This is a genomic window from Streptomyces sp. NPDC059398 (assembly GCF_042751845.1).
In the GTDB taxonomy this organism is placed as follows: Bacteria; Actinomycetota; Actinomycetes; order Streptomycetales; family Streptomycetaceae; genus Streptomyces.
The window spans coordinates 6,588-22,810 of the sequence record NZ_JBHYWP010000025.1; the positions used below are offsets into that span (position 1 = coordinate 6,588).

Below are 16,223 nucleotides of genomic sequence, written 5' to 3' on the forward strand. Positions count from 1 at the left end.
ACCACCCCCTCCGCGTCTGCCGCGCGCTCCGCCGCCCCCCGGCCGCCCGCCCCCCGCCTCTCCCCGGACCCGTTCAGACCATTGCTGAAGTGCCCATTTTTCTCGCTGACGCGAGGGGCTCGAACCCCCGAAAGAGGGATTGACGACAAGTGCTCGACGTCAACTTCTTCGACGAGCTGCGGATTGGCCTCGCCACCGCGGACGACATCCGGACCTGGTCCCACGGCGAAGTGAAGAAGCCGGAGACCATCAACTACCGCACCCTCAAGCCCGAGAAGGACGGACTCTTCTGCGAGAAGATCTTCGGCCCCACCCGGGACTGGGAGTGCTACTGCGGCAAGTACAAGCGTGTCCGCTTCAAGGGCATCATCTGCGAGCGCTGCGGCGTCGAGGTCACTCGCGCCAAGGTGCGTCGTGAGCGGATGGGCCACATCGAACTGGCCGCTCCCGTCACCCACATCTGGTACTTCAAGGGTGTCCCGTCCCGTCTGGGCTACCTGCTGGACCTCGCGCCGAAGGACCTCGAGAAGGTCATCTACTTCGCCGCGTACATGATCACCTTTGTGGACGAGGAGCGCCGGACGCGCGACCTGCCCTCGCTGGAGGCGCACGTCTCCGTCGAGCGCCAGCAGGTCGAGAACCGCCGCGACTCGGACCTGGAGGCCCGCGCCAAGAAGCTCGAGACCGACCTGGCCGAGCTGGAGGCCGAGGGCGCCAAGGCCGACGTGCGCCGCAAGGTGCGCGAAGGTGCCGAGCGCGAGATGAAGCAGCTGCGCGACCGTGCGCAGCGCGAGATCGACCGTCTCGACGAGGTGTGGAGCCGCTTCAAGAGCCTCAAGGTCCAGGACCTGGAGGGCGACGAGCTGCTCTACCGCGAGCTGCGTGACCGCTTCGGCACGTACTTCGACGGCTGCATGGGCGCCGCCGCGCTGCAGAAGCGCCTGGAGTCCTTCGACCTCGACGAGGAGGCCGAGCGCCTCCGCGAGATCATCCGTACCGGCAAGGGCCAGAAGAAGACCCGTGCGCTCAAGCGCCTCAAGGTCGTCTCCGCGTTCCTGCAGACCAGCAACAAGCCCAAGGGCATGGTGCTGGACTGCGTACCGGTCATCCCGCCGGACCTGCGTCCGATGGTGCAGCTGGACGGTGGCCGCTTCGCGACCTCCGACCTGAACGACCTGTACCGCCGTGTGATCAACCGCAACAACCGCCTCAAGCGTCTCCTCGACCTCGGCGCCCCCGAGATCATCGTGAACAACGAGAAGCGGATGCTGCAGGAGGCCGTCGACGCGCTGTTCGACAACGGCCGCCGCGGTCGCCCGGTCACCGGTCCCGGCAACCGGCCCCTGAAGTCCCTGAGCGACATGCTCAAGGGCAAGCAGGGCCGTTTCCGTCAGAACCTCCTCGGCAAGCGTGTGGACTACTCCGCGCGTTCCGTGATCGTCGTCGGCCCGCAGCTCAAGCTGCACCAGTGCGGTCTGCCGAAGGCCATGGCGCTGGAGCTCTTCAAGCCGTTCGTGATGAAGCGCCTGGTCGACCTGAACCACGCGCAGAACATCAAGTCGGCCAAGCGCATGGTCGAGCGCGGCCGCACCGTGGTGTACGACGTCCTCGAAGAGGTCATCGCCGAGCACCCGGTGCTGCTGAACCGTGCACCGACCCTGCACCGCCTGGGCATCCAGGCCTTCGAGCCGCAACTGGTCGAGGGCAAGGCCATCCAGATCCACCCGCTCGTCTGCACCGCGTTCAACGCGGACTTCGACGGTGACCAGATGGCCGTCCACCTGCCGCTGTCGGCAGAGGCGCAGGCCGAGGCCCGCATCCTGATGCTGTCCTCGAACAACATCCTGAAGCCGGCCGACGGCCGTCCCGTCACCATGCCGACCCAGGACATGGTGCTCGGACTGTTCTTCCTCACGACCGACGAGGCGGAGCGCAAGGTCATCGGCGAAGGCCGGAACTTCGGTTCCGCGGCCGAGGCGATCATGGCCTTCGACAACCGCGAGCTGTCGCTGCAGGCGAAGGTCGACATCCGCTTCCCGGTGGGCACCATCCCGCCGCGCGGCTGGGTGCCGCCGGTCGCCGAGCCGGGCGAGCCCGAGTACCAGCCGGGCGACACCTTCCGGCTGCGTACGACCCTGGGCCGCGCGCTCTTCAACGAGCTGCTGCCCGAGGACTACCCGTTCGTCGACTACTCGGTGGGCAAGAAGCAGCTCTCCGAGATCGTCAACGACCTGGCCGAGCGCTACCCCAAGGTCATCGTGGCGGCGACGCTCGACAACCTGAAGGCGGCGGGCTTCCACTGGGCGACCCGGTCCGGCGTCACCGTCGCCGTGTCGGACATCGTCGTCCCGGAGGCCAAGAAGGCCATCGTCCAGGGCTACGAGGCCCAGGACGAGAAGGTCCAGAAGCAGTACGAGCGCGGTCTGATCACCAAGGACGAGCGCACGCAGGAGCTCATCGCGATCTGGACCAAGGCGACCAACGAGGTCGCCGAGGCGATGAACGCGAACTTCCCCAAGACCAACCCCATCTTCATGATGGTTGACTCGGGTGCCCGAGGAAACATGATGCAGATGCGGCAGATCGCCGGTATGCGTGGTCTGGTGTCGAACGCGAAGAACGAGACCATCCCGCGTCCCATCAAGGCGTCCTTCCGTGAGGGTCTCTCCGTCCTGGAGTACTTCATCTCCACGCACGGTGCCCGTAAGGGTCTCGCGGACACCGCCCTGCGTACCGCCGACTCGGGTTACCTGACCCGTCGTCTGGTGGACGTCTCGCAGGACGTGATCATCCGCGAGGAGGACTGCGGCACCGAGCGCGGTCTGAAGCTCAAGATCGCGGTCAAGGGCGAGGACGGTGTGCTCCGCAAGACGGAGGACGTCGAGACCTCGGTCTACGCCCGCATGCTCGCCGAGGACGTCGTCATCGACGGCAAGGTCATCGCGCCGGCCAATGTCGACCTCGGCGACGTCCTGATCGACGCCCTGGTGGGCGCCGGTGTCGAGGAGGTCAAGACCCGCTCGGTCCTGACCTGCGAGTCCGCGGTCGGCACCTGTGCCTTCTGCTACGGACGTTCGCTGGCCACCGGCAAGCTGGTCGACATCGGTGAGGCGGTCGGCATCATCGCCGCCCAGTCCATCGGTGAGCCCGGCACCCAGCTGACGATGCGTACCTTCCACACCGGTGGTGTGGCCGGTGACGACATCACGCAGGGTCTGCCGCGTGTCGTCGAGCTCTTCGAGGCCCGTACGCCCAAGGGTGTCGCGCCGATCTCCGAGGCTGCGGGCACCGTCCGCATCGAGGAGACCGAGAAGACGAAGAAGCTCGTCGTCACCCCGGACGACGGCAGCGAGGAGACGCCCTTCCCGATCTCCAAGCGGGCCCGTCTGCTCGTGGGCGAGGGCGACCGCGTCGAGGTGGGCCAGAAGCTCACCGTGGGTGCCACCAACCCGCACGACGTGCTGCGTATCCTCGGCCAGCGCGCGGTCCAGGTCCACCTGGTCGGCGAAGTCCAGAAGGTCTACAACTCGCAGGGCGTGTCGATCCACGACAAGCACATCGAGATCATCATCCGGCAGATGCTCCGCCGGGTGACGATCATCGAGTCCGGCGACGCGGAGCTGCTGCCGGGCGAGCTCGTCGAGCGCTCGAAGTTCGAGACCGAGAACCGTCGTGTGGTCACGGAAGGCGGCCACCCGGCCTCCGGCCGTCCGCAGCTGATGGGTATCACCAAGGCCTCGCTGGCCACCGAGTCGTGGCTGTCGGCGGCGTCCTTCCAGGAGACGACCAGGGTCCTCACCGACGCGGCGATCAACGCCAAGTCGGACTCCCTGATCGGCCTCAAGGAGAACGTCATCATCGGTAAGCTCATCCCGGCCGGTACGGGCCTCGCCCGCTACCGCAACATCCGGGTGGAGCCCACCGAGGAGGCCAAGGCCGCGATGTACTCGGCCGTCGGCTACGACGACATCGACTACTCGCCGTTCGGCACCGGCTCCGGCCAGGCCGTTCCGCTGGAGGACTACGACTACGGTCCGTACAACCAGTAAGGCGCATGTCTGACGAAGGGCGGTCACCCTGCGGGGTGGCCGCCCTTCGGCGTACCGGCGTGCTGTCCTCCCGGTGCTGTCGTACGCGCCTGTCTCTCAGGGGTGCTGCTGGAGGTACGGCTGGAGATGGTGCAGCCGGGTGTAGTAGTCGGGGTGGGAGGAGAGCAGCTTGCTGAGCTGTCCTTCTTCCTTCCGGGACGGCATCACAGCCCCTTGCGGCGGGTACTGGCCGTACTGCCCATACTGCGAGTACTGCGAGTACTGCGCGTACTGGGCTGCTTGGGCGGCGGCCGCCCTCTGCTGCTCCTGTGCGTAGTGCAGCTTGTTCAGTACGGCCGCGAGCATGGGAGCGAACCCCAGGGCCGCGGCGTGCTGGTCGGCGCGGAGTTCGGCACGCCGGCTGACGGCGGCCAGGGCGTACGGCACGGCCAGGAGCAGCAGCGGGATTCCGTACAGGCTGCTCAGGGTGGCGATGGCCAGGCTGCCGAACACCAGGGCGAGGATTCCGCCGAGGAAGCACGAGCAGCCCCGGGAGGCACGGAAGACGCCCGAGGCGATGGCCCGCACCGCTCGCCACACGAGCCTGCCGGGCAGCGCGTACCAGTAGCCGAGCAGCGACGACCAGGTGTGGCCTCCGACGTGGTGGCCGAGTTCGTGAGCCAAAACCGCGGCGAGTTCACCGTTGGGCAGGTTGTCCAGGGCGAACCGGGTGACGCCGACGATGTGGCCGGCCGCCCCCACCGCGTTGAGACTGGTGCTGTCCTCGATCCACAGCTCGTACGTGCGGACCTCGACGCCCGCGCGTGCGGTGACCTCACGCCAGACGGGCTCCAGGCGGGCCCGTTCGTACGGAGTGGGGTAGCGCAGCCGCAGGACGTGACGGGCCAGAGCGCTCTCGGTCGGGCGATGGAAGATCAGGACTCCGCTGACCAGCCAGATCAGTACGAGAATCAGGCCGATCCCGCCGAAGAACGCGGAAAGCAGCACCATGACGAGCAGGCTGCACAGCAGGTTCGGGAGGTGCAGCAGCAGGTTTCCGACAGCCGCGGCGTCGGCCCCCCGCTGGTGCGCGGCGATATGGACGCGGCGCTGGGCGGTGCTGATGTGGTGGGGATGGACGGGGGGCTCCGGTGGGGGCGGGGCCGGCGCCGCCGCCGGGGGCGGAGCGTACTGCGGCGGTACGGCGGCCCGGAATGCCGTATCGCTCGGGTACTGCGGTGGTGCGGGGGTGTGCGGTGGTTGGGGGTGCGGGGGTGGTTCCGGGGTTTCGGTCGGGCCGGGGTACTGCGGTGGTTCTGGTGGTTGGGGGTGCGGGGGTGATTCCGGGGTTTCGGTCGGGCCGGGGTACTGCGGTGCGTCCGGGGTTTCGGTTGTGCCTGGATACTGCGGCGGTACGGGCGCTCGGGGGTACGCCGGTGGGGCCGGGGGGTTCCCGGTGGGCGGTGGCTGGGCAGGTTCGGGCGACTGGACCATGGCGATGTTCCTTCGGAGTGGCGTGACGTCAGCCGATGAGCAGTGAAGCGGGCAGGAGCGCGGTGCCGACGCAGAACGCGATGAGGCCGGTACGGATCCAGCGGTGCTTCCGGACGGCGATCCGGCTGGTCTCGGCGAGGGCCACCGTGAACACGGCAGTAGGATTCCGGGCGGTGTCCGCGAGCGCGGTTTCCAACTGGCCTGCCCTGACCGCCTGTTGGATGTCGCCGAAGTAGCAGAGCGGCTGCCCCGGGGCCCAGTCGCGGGTGCGGTAGCGCGGCAGCACGGCCAGTAGCAGGGCGAACAGCGAAAGGGCGAGCCCCGCCGCGCCCGACCACCAGAAGAAGGCAGCCGGCACCGACAGCGCGTTCGGCGTCCAGCCGTGCCCGGCGAGCAGCGCGCTGAAGACACCCGCGGTCATGCCCAGCGCCGCCACCAGCACGGCTGCCTTGTTGTCGGCGCGTGCTATCTCCGCCCGCAGCTCCACGAGAAGCCGCTCGGCCGGCAGTTGCTCCGCGGGCGGGGCGCCGGGTGCGCAGGCGGGGACGCGCGCGTCCGGCAGGGGACCGGGCGCCGGGCCCGGTCCGGGTATGGGCTCGGGGGAGGGTGAGGGTAAGAGGCCAGGCGCGTCCGGCAGGGAATCGGGTACGGGCCCGGCGCCGGTGGCCGGTGCGGTCGCGGGCCCGGACCCGTCGCCGTCCCGGGGCCCCCGCGGTGCCGGAAGGGTCTCCGGGGCGGTCATACCGGGGCACCTCCCGAAGGGGGGTGCGGCGGCATGGGGGGCGCCGGGGGTGTCTCGCGCCCGTACGTGCCGGGGGCCGGCGGCGCGCCCTGGGGGCTGCCCGGTTCCGGCGCACCGTAGGGCGGCCGGGACTCCTCCCCGGTCGGCAGCGCCTGCGCCTCGCCGGGCATGGGCGGCGCCATCCCCGGCCCCACCTGCTGACGGATGAGATCGTTCACCACGCGCAGCGCGTACTTGGCCGACTCCGCCTTCTGATAGTCCTCCAGGGCGTCCCCGCCGATCAGTTCGAGCTGGCTCTGGATGAGAGAGAGCTGGTCGCGGCGGATCCCGCTGGTGGCAGCCTGGGTGTCCTCCGGATGCTGGGCGAGATGCAGAGCCCAGGCGGCCACCCCGCCGTGCTGAAGATGGAACTGGTAGAACTCGATCTTCTTGGCCATCAGTTCGTGCTCATTGCGCAACTGTGTCGCCCGCAGCTCATGTTCCTGCTGCGCCAGCCGCATCCGGTACTCGTGCTCCGGGGCGAGCATCTCGTTCTCGTACCGCAGATCCCGCTTGCGGCGCCGGTGGGCGATCGCCTCGTCGTCCTGGCGCATCCGGACCGTGCAGGTGACCTGGACGCCGATACCGGCGGCGAAGTCGACCGTCTGGAGTTCCTTCTGCACGGCGGACTCTGCACCCGCACTGTCCTCGATCGGGTACTGGCGGCCGACCGGCCGGGTGAGCTGCTGCAGTTCCCTGGTGAGCCGGGCCGGCACATCGCGTTCGCCTGAGGTCACGAAGCGGACCGGATCAGCGACCCGCCAGGTCAGATCGGCGCTCACACCGAAGGAGAACGCGTCGTCGTCACTTGGCAGTTGCACCTCCAGCTGGACGCTGTGGCTGCCCATGTCCACTTCGTACACCGAGGTGTAGCGGCGGCTCGCGGCCTCCGAGCGGGTGGGCCGGTGCGGCGGCAGGAAGGCGTCGTACTCACCCTTCGCCGTGGTGAAGACCAGCGCGTGGTCGATCGCGGTCATCGTCCTGCGGGCCGTGTAGTCGAACCGCGAGACGGGCCGGTACGTGAGCACGGGGTCGATCAGATGGCTGTGCCGGTCGGCGTTCTGCTGCCACTCCGGCTGACGGCGGAAGTCCGCCATGCGGGTCAACTCCTCGATGGATCTGATGGAAGACGGACATACCCCGGCTCAGGCACTCCGCGGACTGAGGACCGACAGCAACCGGTCGGCGATCCGGGGACGCTGCGGTGAGCCGTCCGCGGACCGGAGGGTGCGCAGCAGATGGTCCAGCCGGCCGCGGTCGGCGGCCGTGGTGACCAGCTCCGGAAGCAGCAGGGCCAGCGCCTGTCCGGCTTCGGGCCGGCGCTCACCCGCGTACAGCCAGGTCCGCAGCGCGTCCAGCGCCTCCCTGGTGTGTGCGCGGTCCCCCAGGGCAGTGCGCCACAGCGTGGCCAGATCGCGGGCCGGGCCGGCGTCATAGCTGCCGGACTCGGCGTACCAGTCGACCAGGCTGCCTTCTTCGTCGCTGTCACAGGCGCGTACGAAGGCGGCGAGGGCGAGCCCGCGGACCGGAGCGGTGTCCTGGAGCAGCCTGACGAGCTCGGCGAGCATCTCGCCGCGGTTGCCGCCGGAGAGCAGCAGGGCGGTGGACTCCGTGAGATTGCGGCTCTCCGCCGCGCTGCTGTCCTCGGCCCTGGCGCGGGCCGCGAGCGCCTGGAGCGCCGGCGCCGCCAGGTCCGGGCGCACCGGAGCGAGCAGCGCGAATGCCCGGATGGCGGTCCAGCGGCGGGCCCAGTGCGCGTCGCTGCACCACTGCGTCAGCAGCCGCAGGATCGCGGGTGCCTCCAGCAGCTGGGCCAGAGTCAGCGCGTTCGCCGCTGTCACCCGGGGTCCGAAGGAGCGGGAGAGTGCCCACCCGTCGACCAGGGCTGCGATCGCCGACGGGAGATCGGCCGCCGCCAGCATCGCGGCCGCGGCTGCCGCCCGGGTGCGGACGAGCGGCCGGCCGTCCCCGGCGAGCTGTTTCAGCCAGTCCACCAGGGCGGGGCGCGCGGAGGGGTGGCCGGTCCATACCTCGGTGAGCAGGGTGTGCGCTGTCCGCGGCTCCCGGAAGTGCGCCAGATACTGCGGGACGGGCCCCCAGTCGGTCGACTCGTTCCGGGTCACGCCCTCGGCGCGGGCCAGGGCGAGTCGGTCGGCCGCCGACGGTCCGAACACGGGGATCGAGGGCTCCTGCTCGGGATGCTGGAGACGCTGGAGGTTGACGAAGAGCCGGTCGCCGAGCTCGGCGGCCAGAACGTAAGGAGCGCCGTCGAACACGGAGAGTGAGATCAGGAACGCCTTGTCCCGCAGCCCCAGTTCGCTGTCCGGGGCACCCAGCCAGTCGCGGCACTGCTTCTCCACCGCGCCGAGGCTGAAGCCGGCGAGCCCTGCGAGCGCTGCCGGGGTGCCGTCGTACGCGGCCAGGCGTCCGGCGAATTCGGCGGCCTCCGCGCACCGGTGGTGGCCGTGCGCGAGGAACTCCCGCACCGGATCGAGTGCCAGCAGTCGCTCGGTCTCCGCGCCACCGCGGTGCCGCGCGGCGAGGAAGGCCCGCAGCACCTCCTCGGCGGGTGGCGGCTCCCAGCAGAAGGGCGTGACACCTGGCAGGTACGGGGACGCTTCGACGGTGATCACCAGATAGCCGTCGTCGAACTGCTTGAGCCGGTCCGCCGCCGCGTACAGATGGGCGTCCCGCAGCGGCCTGTTGCGGCTCAGTGGCATGTCGCACAGCACGTGCCCGCCGGAGCTGGTGAGCTGGGCGGGCAGCGCCGAAGGGCCGGTCTCCGGCTGCAGCGCCCGGACCGTGGGCACCCCCAGCCGGTCCAGCAGCATCAGCGCCGCTGTCCGGCGGCCGGTCGCGTGCTGACCCGACAGTACGAGGACCCGCTCGGTGCGCAGGCGCCGCAGGGCGTCCGCGAAGGCCGGGCCCTCGACGAAGTCGCCGGACAGCCGGTCCAGTTCCGCGCGCGGGATCTCCCCGGCGGAGTAGACGGAACCGGCCGCCGAGGTGTGGTGGTGGATCTCGGTCTTGCCGCCCATGAAGACGTCGCCCGCGACCTGGCCACCGGATACACCGTGCTGCGCCCCGCCGACCAGGGAGCCGCCGAAGGACGCCGCCGATTCGAGGATGAACTCCGGTGCGTGGGCGAAGAGTTCGCGCTGCGCCGCACGTGCCTCCTGGGACCGTTCCTCCGGCTCGGCGGGTTCGGCGGGCTGCGCGGACCCGGCGGGGCGGCTGTCGCCGGGCGGCGGCTGCGGCGCGTCCGGTGCGGCCGCGCTCTGCGGGCCGGCGGCGGGCTGCGACGGTGCTGTTGCGCTCACGGTCGCCCCGTCCCCTCCGGCTCGCCCCTGCCGCCCAGGTGTACGTCGCCGGTCACCGTGCCGCCCGAGACCCCGTGCTGGTCACCGCCGACCAGGCTGCCGCCGAACCGGGGAGCGCCGGCACCGAAGTTGAAGACGGCTCCGGCGCTCCTCGTGCCGGCGGTGCCCGCTGTGCTGCCCGAGGTACCGGCGGGCCGGGACGCGGCCCCGCCGGGCAGGGGCACGGGGTCCTGGTCCGGCGCCGGGCGGTCCCCCGATCCGTCCGGCGCCGGAGTCTCTGCCGTCCCGCCGGGCCCGGTGCCCGGCACCGGGCCGTGCAGCCAGGCCGCCAGTGGCCCGTTCTTGCCGGTCGCGGTGATGGCGTGGAAGGCGCTCCTGGGAATGCCGGGGTGGTCGTGCCGGATGATCCCGTCGTGCACGCTCTGCGCGACACAGAGCGCGAAGTCGTCCGAGCGCTCCCGCAGGGCGGCTCGCAGCACCTCGGCGTCGAGCAGCCGGCAGGCGTGGTTGAGGTCGGTGCCCACCCAGCCGTTCTGGTCGATCGCTACGTACCCGGTGGAGACCACGGCACGCAGCCGGATCTGCGCCGACCGGGACGCCATCCGGTTCACCGCGCGCAGCTGGGCCGGAACCTCGGTCAGCAGCGCCCGCAGCAGTGCGGTCACCGAGGCGTTGGCATCGATCAGTTCCATCACGCAGTCACCGCGGTCGGCACGCAGCCGGTACGTCTCGTCGATGCCTGCGCTCTCCAGGGCGCGGTCGGCGATGCCGTACAACATACGTCGCAGGTACGCCTGCTCGATGTCGTCCCGGTCGCTGTACTTCTCGATGTCCAGCAGCAGGATCGTCCGGCTCACGGGGTCGTTCATGGTCACCTCTCGGGCGGTATTCCGGCGTGGGCAGCAGCTTCGGCTCTGCGAGCGCGCAGTGGTGAGGGCACCTGACGCACTGGAAGTGTGACCGTGTGCACAGAGTCGCTCCGGATGAACGGACGCTCACTCTCAGTCAGCGGTTCCCGTGCGACGGGCGTCCATGGCGGGCTGCCCGGCACGCGCGATCAGGCGCAGCACATCCGGCCGGGTGATCACCAGAGTCCGTCGTCCGGTGACCACGGCTCCGCGCTCCCGCAACTCCTTGAGCAGCCGCTGGACCATCTCCCGTGAGGCGCCGACGGAGCCCGCGAGCTCCTGTTTGCTCAGGGGTACGGTCAGCTCGATTCCCTCTTCGGTGCGCCGGCCGTGCGTACGTGCGAGATCGAGCAGCAGCACGGCGAAGCGTTCCCGCACGGCCATGGAGGCGAATTCCAGCCGGCGCCGGTCCGCGGCGCGGGTCCGGTCCGACGCCAGCCCGAGGAGGGCGAAGGAGATGGCGGGAGAGCGGCCGAGAAGCCCGGTGAAGCGCTCGTGCTCGACGGCCACGGCGCGGACCGGCTCCAGTGCGGTCACCGTCGCCGAGCGGGGGCGGCCGGTCAGCGCGGCGGACTCGCCGATGACGTCGCCGGGCCCGCGCAGGGCGAGCAGGGCCTCGTACCCGTTGGCGGCCGATGCGGTGACCTTGGTCCAGCCGGTCAGGATGAACAGCACATGGGAGGACGGCTCGCGCTGATGGAGCAGGGTGACTCTGGCCGCGAAGGCCAGTTCATGACCGAGCGCGAGCAGCGCCGCCCGGTCCTCGCTCTCCAGCCGGGCCAGAAACGGAACGCGATCGTCCAGTCCTCCGTCGCCGGGTAAGTACGCTGCTGTCATATCGGCCCCCGAATCAGCACAGCGGATCGATCAACGTAGCCGACGGAGCGCTGCTCCGGGTCCGGAGGGCCGGGTCGATCCGGGATGATCTCCGGGCGGGCCGGTCCGGGCCCCGGAAGCCGCCGCGGCGGAGGTGTGACGTCTCGGTGCGTTACGGCCCGGGGCATTTGTTTTGACCGCAGTCGATGCGGTAGGTACGCTCTGACCTTGTGCCTGGGGTGTGCCCTGGCTCCTGTGCGTGTCTTCAACCGCATGACGAGCTGTAAGTGACCACCGCAATCTGCTGCCCTTCCCGCTGCTTCGGCGGGGGTCTGCGGTATTCGACACACCCGACCGCGTGGGTCGGAGTGGTTCCAGGTTAGTTTCACTACACGGCACACAGAAACCGGAGAAGTAGTGCCTACGATCCAGCAGCTGGTCCGTAAGGGCCGGCAGGACAAGGTCGAGAAGAACAAGACCCCCGCGCTCGAGGGCTCGCCCCAGCGTCGTGGTGTCTGCACCCGTGTCTTCACGACCACCCCGAAGAAGCCCAACTCGGCGCTCCGCAAGGTCGCGCGTGTTCGTCTGACCTCCGGCATCGAGGTCACGGCCTACATCCCGGGTGAGGGACACAACCTGCAGGAGCACTCGATCGTGCTCGTGCGTGGTGGCCGTGTGAAGGACCTGCCCGGTGTTCGCTACAAGATCATCCGCGGTTCGCTCGACACCCAGGGTGTCAAGAACCGCAAGCAGGCCCGCAGCCGCTACGGCGCCAAGAAGGAGAAGTAAGAATGCCTCGTAAGGGCCCCGCCCCGAAGCGCCCGGTCATCATTGACCCGGTCTATGGTTCTCCTCTTGTCACCTCGCTGATCAACAAGATCCTGCTGAACGGCAAGCGTTCCACCGCCGAGCGGATCGTGTACGGCGCCATGGAGGGTCTTCGCGAGAAGACCGGCGCCGACCCGGTCATCACGCTGAAGCGTGCCCTTGAGAACGTCAAGCCGTCTCTTGAGGTCAAGTCCCGCCGTGTCGGTGGCGCCACCTACCAGGTGCCGATCGAGGTCAAGCCCGGTCGCGCCGCCACCCTCGCGCTGCGCTGGGTCGTCGGCTACTCCCGCGCCCGTCGCGAGAAGACGATGACCGAGCGGCTCACCAACGAGCTGCTCGACGCCTCGAACGGTCTTGGCGCTGCCGTCAAGAAGCGTGAGGACACCCACAAGATGGCCGAGTCCAACAAGGCCTTCGCGCACTACCGCTGGTAGTCGCTACCCACATCGAGACCGAGAGAAGATTGAGCCTTATGGCCACCACTTCGCTTGACCTGGCCAAGGTCCGCAACATTGGGATCATGGCCCACATCGACGCGGGCAAGACGACCACCACTGAGCGGATCCTCTTCTACACCGGTGTGAGCTACAAGATCGGTGAAGTCCACGACGGCGCAGCCACGATGGACTGGATGGAGCAGGAGCAGGAGCGCGGCATCACGATCACGTCGGCCGCGACGACCTGCCACTGGCCGCTCAACGATGTCGATCACACGATCAACATCATCGACACCCCGGGTCACGTCGACTTCACCGTCGAGGTGGAGCGTTCGCTCCGCGTCCTCGACGGCGCCGTCACCGTGTTCGACGGTGTCGCGGGCGTCGAGCCGCAGTCCGAGACCGTCTGGCGTCAGGCGGACCGCTACGGCGTTCCGCGTATCTGCTTCGTCAACAAGCTGGACCGTACCGGTGCCGAGTTCCACCGCTGCGTCGACATGATCGTCGACCGCCTCGGTGCGGTGCCGCTGGTCATGCAGCTCCCGATCGGCGCCGAGGCCGACTTCAAGGGCGTCGTCGACCTCGTGACGATGAAGGCCTTCGTCTGGTCCGCCGAGGCGACCAAGGGCGAGATGTACGACATCGTCGACATCCCGGAGACCCACATCGAGGCGGCCGACGAGTGGCGCGGCAAGCTGCTCGAAGCCGTCTCGGAGAACGACGACGAGATGATGGAGCTGTACCTGGAGGGCGAAGAGCCCACCGTGGAGCAGCTGCACGCCGCGATCCGCCGTATCACCCTTGCTTCCAAGGGCAGCGCGGACTCCGTCACCGTCACTCCCGTCTTCTGTGGCACGGCCTTCAAGAACAAGGGCGTCCAGCCCCTGCTCGACGCGGTCGTCCGCTACCTGCCGTCCCCCCTGGACGTCGAGGCCATCGAGGGCCACGACGTCAAGGACCCCGAGACCGTCGTCAAGCGCCAGCCGTCCGACGACGAGCCGTTCTCCGGTCTTGCGTTCAAGATCGCGAGCGACCCGCACCTCGGCAAGCTCACCTTCGTCCGGATCTATTCGGGCCGCCTTGAGGCCGGCACCGCGGTGCTGAACTCGGTCAAGGGCAAGAAGGAGCGCATCGGCAAGATCTACCGCATGCACGCGAACAAGCGTGAGGAGATCGCGTCGGTGGGCGCGGGCGACATCATCGCCGTCATGGGGCTGAAGCAGACCACGACCGGTGAGACGCTCTGCGACGACAAGCAGCCGGTGATCCTGGAGTCCATGGACTTCCCGGCGCCGGTCATCGAGGTCGCCATCGAGCCCAAGTCCAAGGGTGACCAGGAGAAGCTGGGTGTCGCCATCCAGCGGCTCTCGGAGGAGGACCCCTCCTTCCAGGTCCACTCGGAGGAGGAGACCGGCCAGACCATCATCGGTGGTATGGGCGAGCTCCACCTTGAGGTGCTCGTCGACCGCATGAAGCGCGAGTTCCGCGTCGAGGCGAACGTCGGCAAGCCCCAGGTCGCGTACCGCGAGACGATCCGCAAGACCGTCGACCGTATCGACTACACGCACAAGAAGCAGACTGGTGGTACCGGCCAGTTCGCGAAGGTGCAGATCGCGATGGAGCCCATCGAGGGCGGCGACGCAAGCTACGAGTTCGTGAACAAGGTCACCGGTGGCCGCATCCCCCGTGAGTACATCCCCTCGGTGGACGCGGGTGCGCAGGAAGCCATGAAGTTCGGCATCCTGGCCGGTTACGAGATGGTGGGTGTCCGCATCACCCTTCTCGACGGTGGCTACCACGAGGTCGACTCCTCGGAGCTCGCCTTCAAGATCGCCGGTTCGCAGGCGTTCAAGGAGGGTGCCCGCAAGGCGTCCCCCGTGCTCCTGGAGCCGATGATGGCCGTCGAGGTCACCACGCCCGAGGACTACATGGGCGATGTCATCGGCGACCTCAACTCCCGCCGTGGCCAGATCCAGGCCATGGAGGAGCGCAGCGGCGCTCGCGTCGTGAAGGGCCTCGTGCCCCTCTCGGAGATGTTCGGCTACGTCGGAGACCTCCGCAGCAAGACCTCGGGTCGCGCAAGCTACTCGATGCAGTTCGACTCCTACGCCGAGGTTCCGCGGAACGTCGCCGAGGAGATCATCGCGAAGGCCAAGGGCGAGTAACTCTTCCGAGTCCACGCTTTAGGCTTGTCACCGGAGCCACTGGGGCATTCGTCGCAGAGCACAAGCAATGCGACGGGTGCCCCGGGCCCCGGCATCCCAGCAAAGATCACCTGGCGCCGATGAAGCAAGGCGTACAGAACCACTCCAGGAGGACCCAGTGGCGAAGGCGAAGTTCGAGCGGACTAAGCCGCACGTCAACATCGGCACCATCGGTCACATTGACCACGGTAAGACGACCCTCACGGCCGCCATTACCAAGGTGCTGCATGACGCGTACCCGGACCTGAACGAGGCCTCGGCCTTCGACCAGATCGACAAGGCTCCCGAGGAGCGCCAGCGCGGTATCACGATCTCGATCGCGCACGTCGAGTACCAGACGGAGCAGCGTCACTACGCGCACGTCGACTGCCCGGGTCACGCGGACTACATCAAGAACATGATCACGGGTGCGGCGCAGATGGACGGCGCCATCCTCGTGGTCGCCGCCACCGACGGCCCGATGCCGCAGACCAAGGAGCACGTGCTCCTGGCCCGCCAGGTCGGCGTTCCGTACATCGTCGTCGCGCTGAACAAGGCCGACATGGTGGACGACGAGGAGATCCTTGAGCTCGTCGAGCTCGAGGTCCGTGAGCTCCTCTCCGAGTACGAGTTCCCGGGCGACGACCTGCCGGTCGTCAAGGTCTCGGCGCTCAAGGCCCTTGAGGGCGACAAGGAGTGGGGCAACACCGTCCTCGACCTGATGAAGGCCGTCGACGAGTCGATCCCGCAGCCCGAGCGTGACGTCGAGAAGCCGTTCCTGATGCCGATCGAGGACGTCTTCACGATCACCGGTCGTGGCACCGTCGTCACCGGTCGTATCGAGCGTGGTGTCCTCAAGGTCAACGAGACCGTTGACATCGTGGGCATCAAGCAGGAGAAGACCACCACCACGGTCACCGGCATCGAGATGTTCCGCAAGCTGCTCGACGAGGGCCAGGCCGGTGAGAACGTCGGTCTGCTCCTCCGTGGCATCAAGCGCGAGGACGTCGAGCGCGGCCAGGTCATCATCAAGCCCGGTTCGGTCACGCCGCACACCGAGTTCGAGGGCCAGGCCTACATCCTGTCGAAGGACGAGGGTGGCCGTCACACCCCCTTCTTCAACAACTACCGCCCGCAGTTCTACTTCCGTACCACGGACGTAACGGGCGTCGTGACCCTTCCCGAGGGCACCGAGATGGTCATGCCGGGCGACAACACCCTCATGAGCGTCTCGCTGATCCAGCCCGTCGCCATGGAAGAGGGCCTGAAGTTCGCCATCCGTGAGGGTGGCCGGACCGTCGGCGCCGGCCAGGTCACGAAGATCATCAAGTAATCACTTGACGGTCTGACCTGGTCGCTCACACAGAGCACCTGGTAACAGCAGAGGGCCCCCGGCCCGCCGTTCGCGGCCGACCGGGGGCCCATGTG

At 68.7% G+C, this 16,223-nt stretch carries 11 protein-coding genes; 5 read left to right on the forward strand and 6 right to left on the reverse strand.

Annotation, left to right across the window (positions count from 1 at the left end):
- Positions 1-149: 149 nt before the first annotated feature.
- Positions 150-4,049 (forward strand): DNA-directed RNA polymerase subunit beta', encoded by a 3,900-nt coding sequence (locus tag ACFXBC_RS11985; protein WP_164264067.1) that lies wholly within the window; start codon positions 150-152, stop codon positions 4,047-4,049.
- 96 nt (positions 4,050-4,145) lie between these two features.
- On the opposite strand, the gene ACFXBC_RS11990 is transcribed toward ACFXBC_RS11985, so the two are convergent.
- The 6 genes from ACFXBC_RS11990 to ACFXBC_RS12015 all read right to left on the reverse strand — a co-directional run bounded on the left by ACFXBC_RS11990 (position 4,146) and on the right by ACFXBC_RS12015 (position 11,368).
- A complete protein-coding gene (locus ACFXBC_RS11990) occupies positions 4,146-5,039 on the reverse strand; it encodes a M48 family metalloprotease (RefSeq protein WP_385022193.1) in 894 nt (297 codons plus the stop codon).
- A 511-nt stretch (positions 5,040-5,550) separates the two neighbouring features.
- Positions 5,551-6,084 (reverse strand): Pycsar system effector family protein, encoded by a 534-nt coding sequence (locus tag ACFXBC_RS11995; RefSeq protein ID WP_385022346.1) that lies wholly within the window; start codon positions 6,082-6,084, stop codon positions 5,551-5,553.
- Between the two features lie 176 nt (positions 6,085-6,260).
- Entirely contained in the window at positions 6,261-7,400 is a 1,140-nt protein-coding gene (locus tag ACFXBC_RS12000) for a PE-PGRS family protein (protein WP_385022196.1), read from the reverse strand.
- Between the two features lie 48 nt (positions 7,401-7,448).
- Positions 7,449-9,623 carry a hypothetical protein gene (locus tag ACFXBC_RS12005; RefSeq protein ID WP_385022199.1) on the reverse strand — a complete coding sequence of 725 codons (2,175 nt, stop codon included), beginning with the start codon at positions 9,621-9,623 and terminating at the stop codon, positions 7,449-7,451.
- Positions 9,620-10,492, reverse strand: a complete 873-nt coding sequence (locus ACFXBC_RS12010) for a hypothetical protein (RefSeq protein WP_385022202.1) — start codon at positions 10,490-10,492, stop codon at positions 9,620-9,622. The genes ACFXBC_RS12005 and ACFXBC_RS12010 overlap by 4 nt, the downstream gene beginning before the upstream one ends.
- Before the next feature lie 132 nt (positions 10,493-10,624).
- Positions 10,625-11,368 (reverse strand): Crp/Fnr family transcriptional regulator, encoded by a 744-nt coding sequence (locus ACFXBC_RS12015; protein ID WP_385022205.1) that lies wholly within the window; start codon positions 11,366-11,368, stop codon positions 10,625-10,627.
- A gap of 396 nt (positions 11,369-11,764) precedes the next feature.
- On the opposite strand from ACFXBC_RS12015, the gene rpsL reads away from it, so the two are divergent.
- The 4 genes from rpsL (at position 11,765) to tuf (ending at position 16,128) form a co-directional block, all read left to right on the forward strand.
- Complete coding sequence (rpsL, locus tag ACFXBC_RS12020) at positions 11,765-12,136, forward strand: 30S ribosomal protein S12 (protein ID WP_003948652.1); 372 nt, start codon at positions 11,765-11,767, stop codon at positions 12,134-12,136.
- 2 nt (positions 12,137-12,138) lie between these two features.
- Positions 12,139-12,609, forward strand: coding sequence for a 30S ribosomal protein S7 (gene rpsG, locus ACFXBC_RS12025; protein ID WP_164264073.1), 471 nt, complete (start codon positions 12,139-12,141; stop codon positions 12,607-12,609).
- A gap of 38 nt (positions 12,610-12,647) precedes the next feature.
- Positions 12,648-14,777: an elongation factor G gene (fusA, locus tag ACFXBC_RS12030; RefSeq protein ID WP_385022210.1), complete on the forward strand. Its 2,130-nt coding sequence runs from the start codon at positions 12,648-12,650 to the stop codon at positions 14,775-14,777.
- 157 nt (positions 14,778-14,934) lie between these two features.
- Positions 14,935-16,128, forward strand: a complete 1,194-nt coding sequence (tuf, locus tag ACFXBC_RS12035; RefSeq protein WP_385022213.1) for an elongation factor Tu — start codon at positions 14,935-14,937, stop codon at positions 16,126-16,128.
- The last annotated feature ends 95 nt before the right edge of the window (positions 16,129-16,223 follow it).

What these genes read in the sequence shown, in the direction of transcription:
- ACFXBC_RS11990 (WP_385022193.1), bottom strand. Translation starts at nt 5,039, where the DNA reads ATGGTGCTGCTTTCCGCGTTCTTCGGCGGGATCGGCCTGATTCTCGTA.
- fusA (WP_385022210.1), top strand. Translation starts at nt 12,648, where the DNA reads ATGGCCACCACTTCGCTTGACCTGGCCAAGGTCCGCAACATTGGGATC.
- ACFXBC_RS12010 (WP_385022202.1), bottom strand. Translation starts at nt 10,492, where the DNA reads ATGAACGACCCCGTGAGCCGGACGATCCTGCTGCTGGACATCGAGAAG.
- ACFXBC_RS12015 (WP_385022205.1), bottom strand. Translation starts at nt 11,368, where the DNA reads ATGACAGCAGCGTACTTACCCGGCGACGGAGGACTGGACGATCGCGTT.
- rpsG (WP_164264073.1), top strand. Translation starts at nt 12,139, where the DNA reads ATGCCTCGTAAGGGCCCCGCCCCGAAGCGCCCGGTCATCATTGACCCG.
- ACFXBC_RS12000 (WP_385022196.1), bottom strand. Translation starts at nt 7,400, where the DNA reads ATGGCGGACTTCCGCCGTCAGCCGGAGTGGCAGCAGAACGCCGACCGG.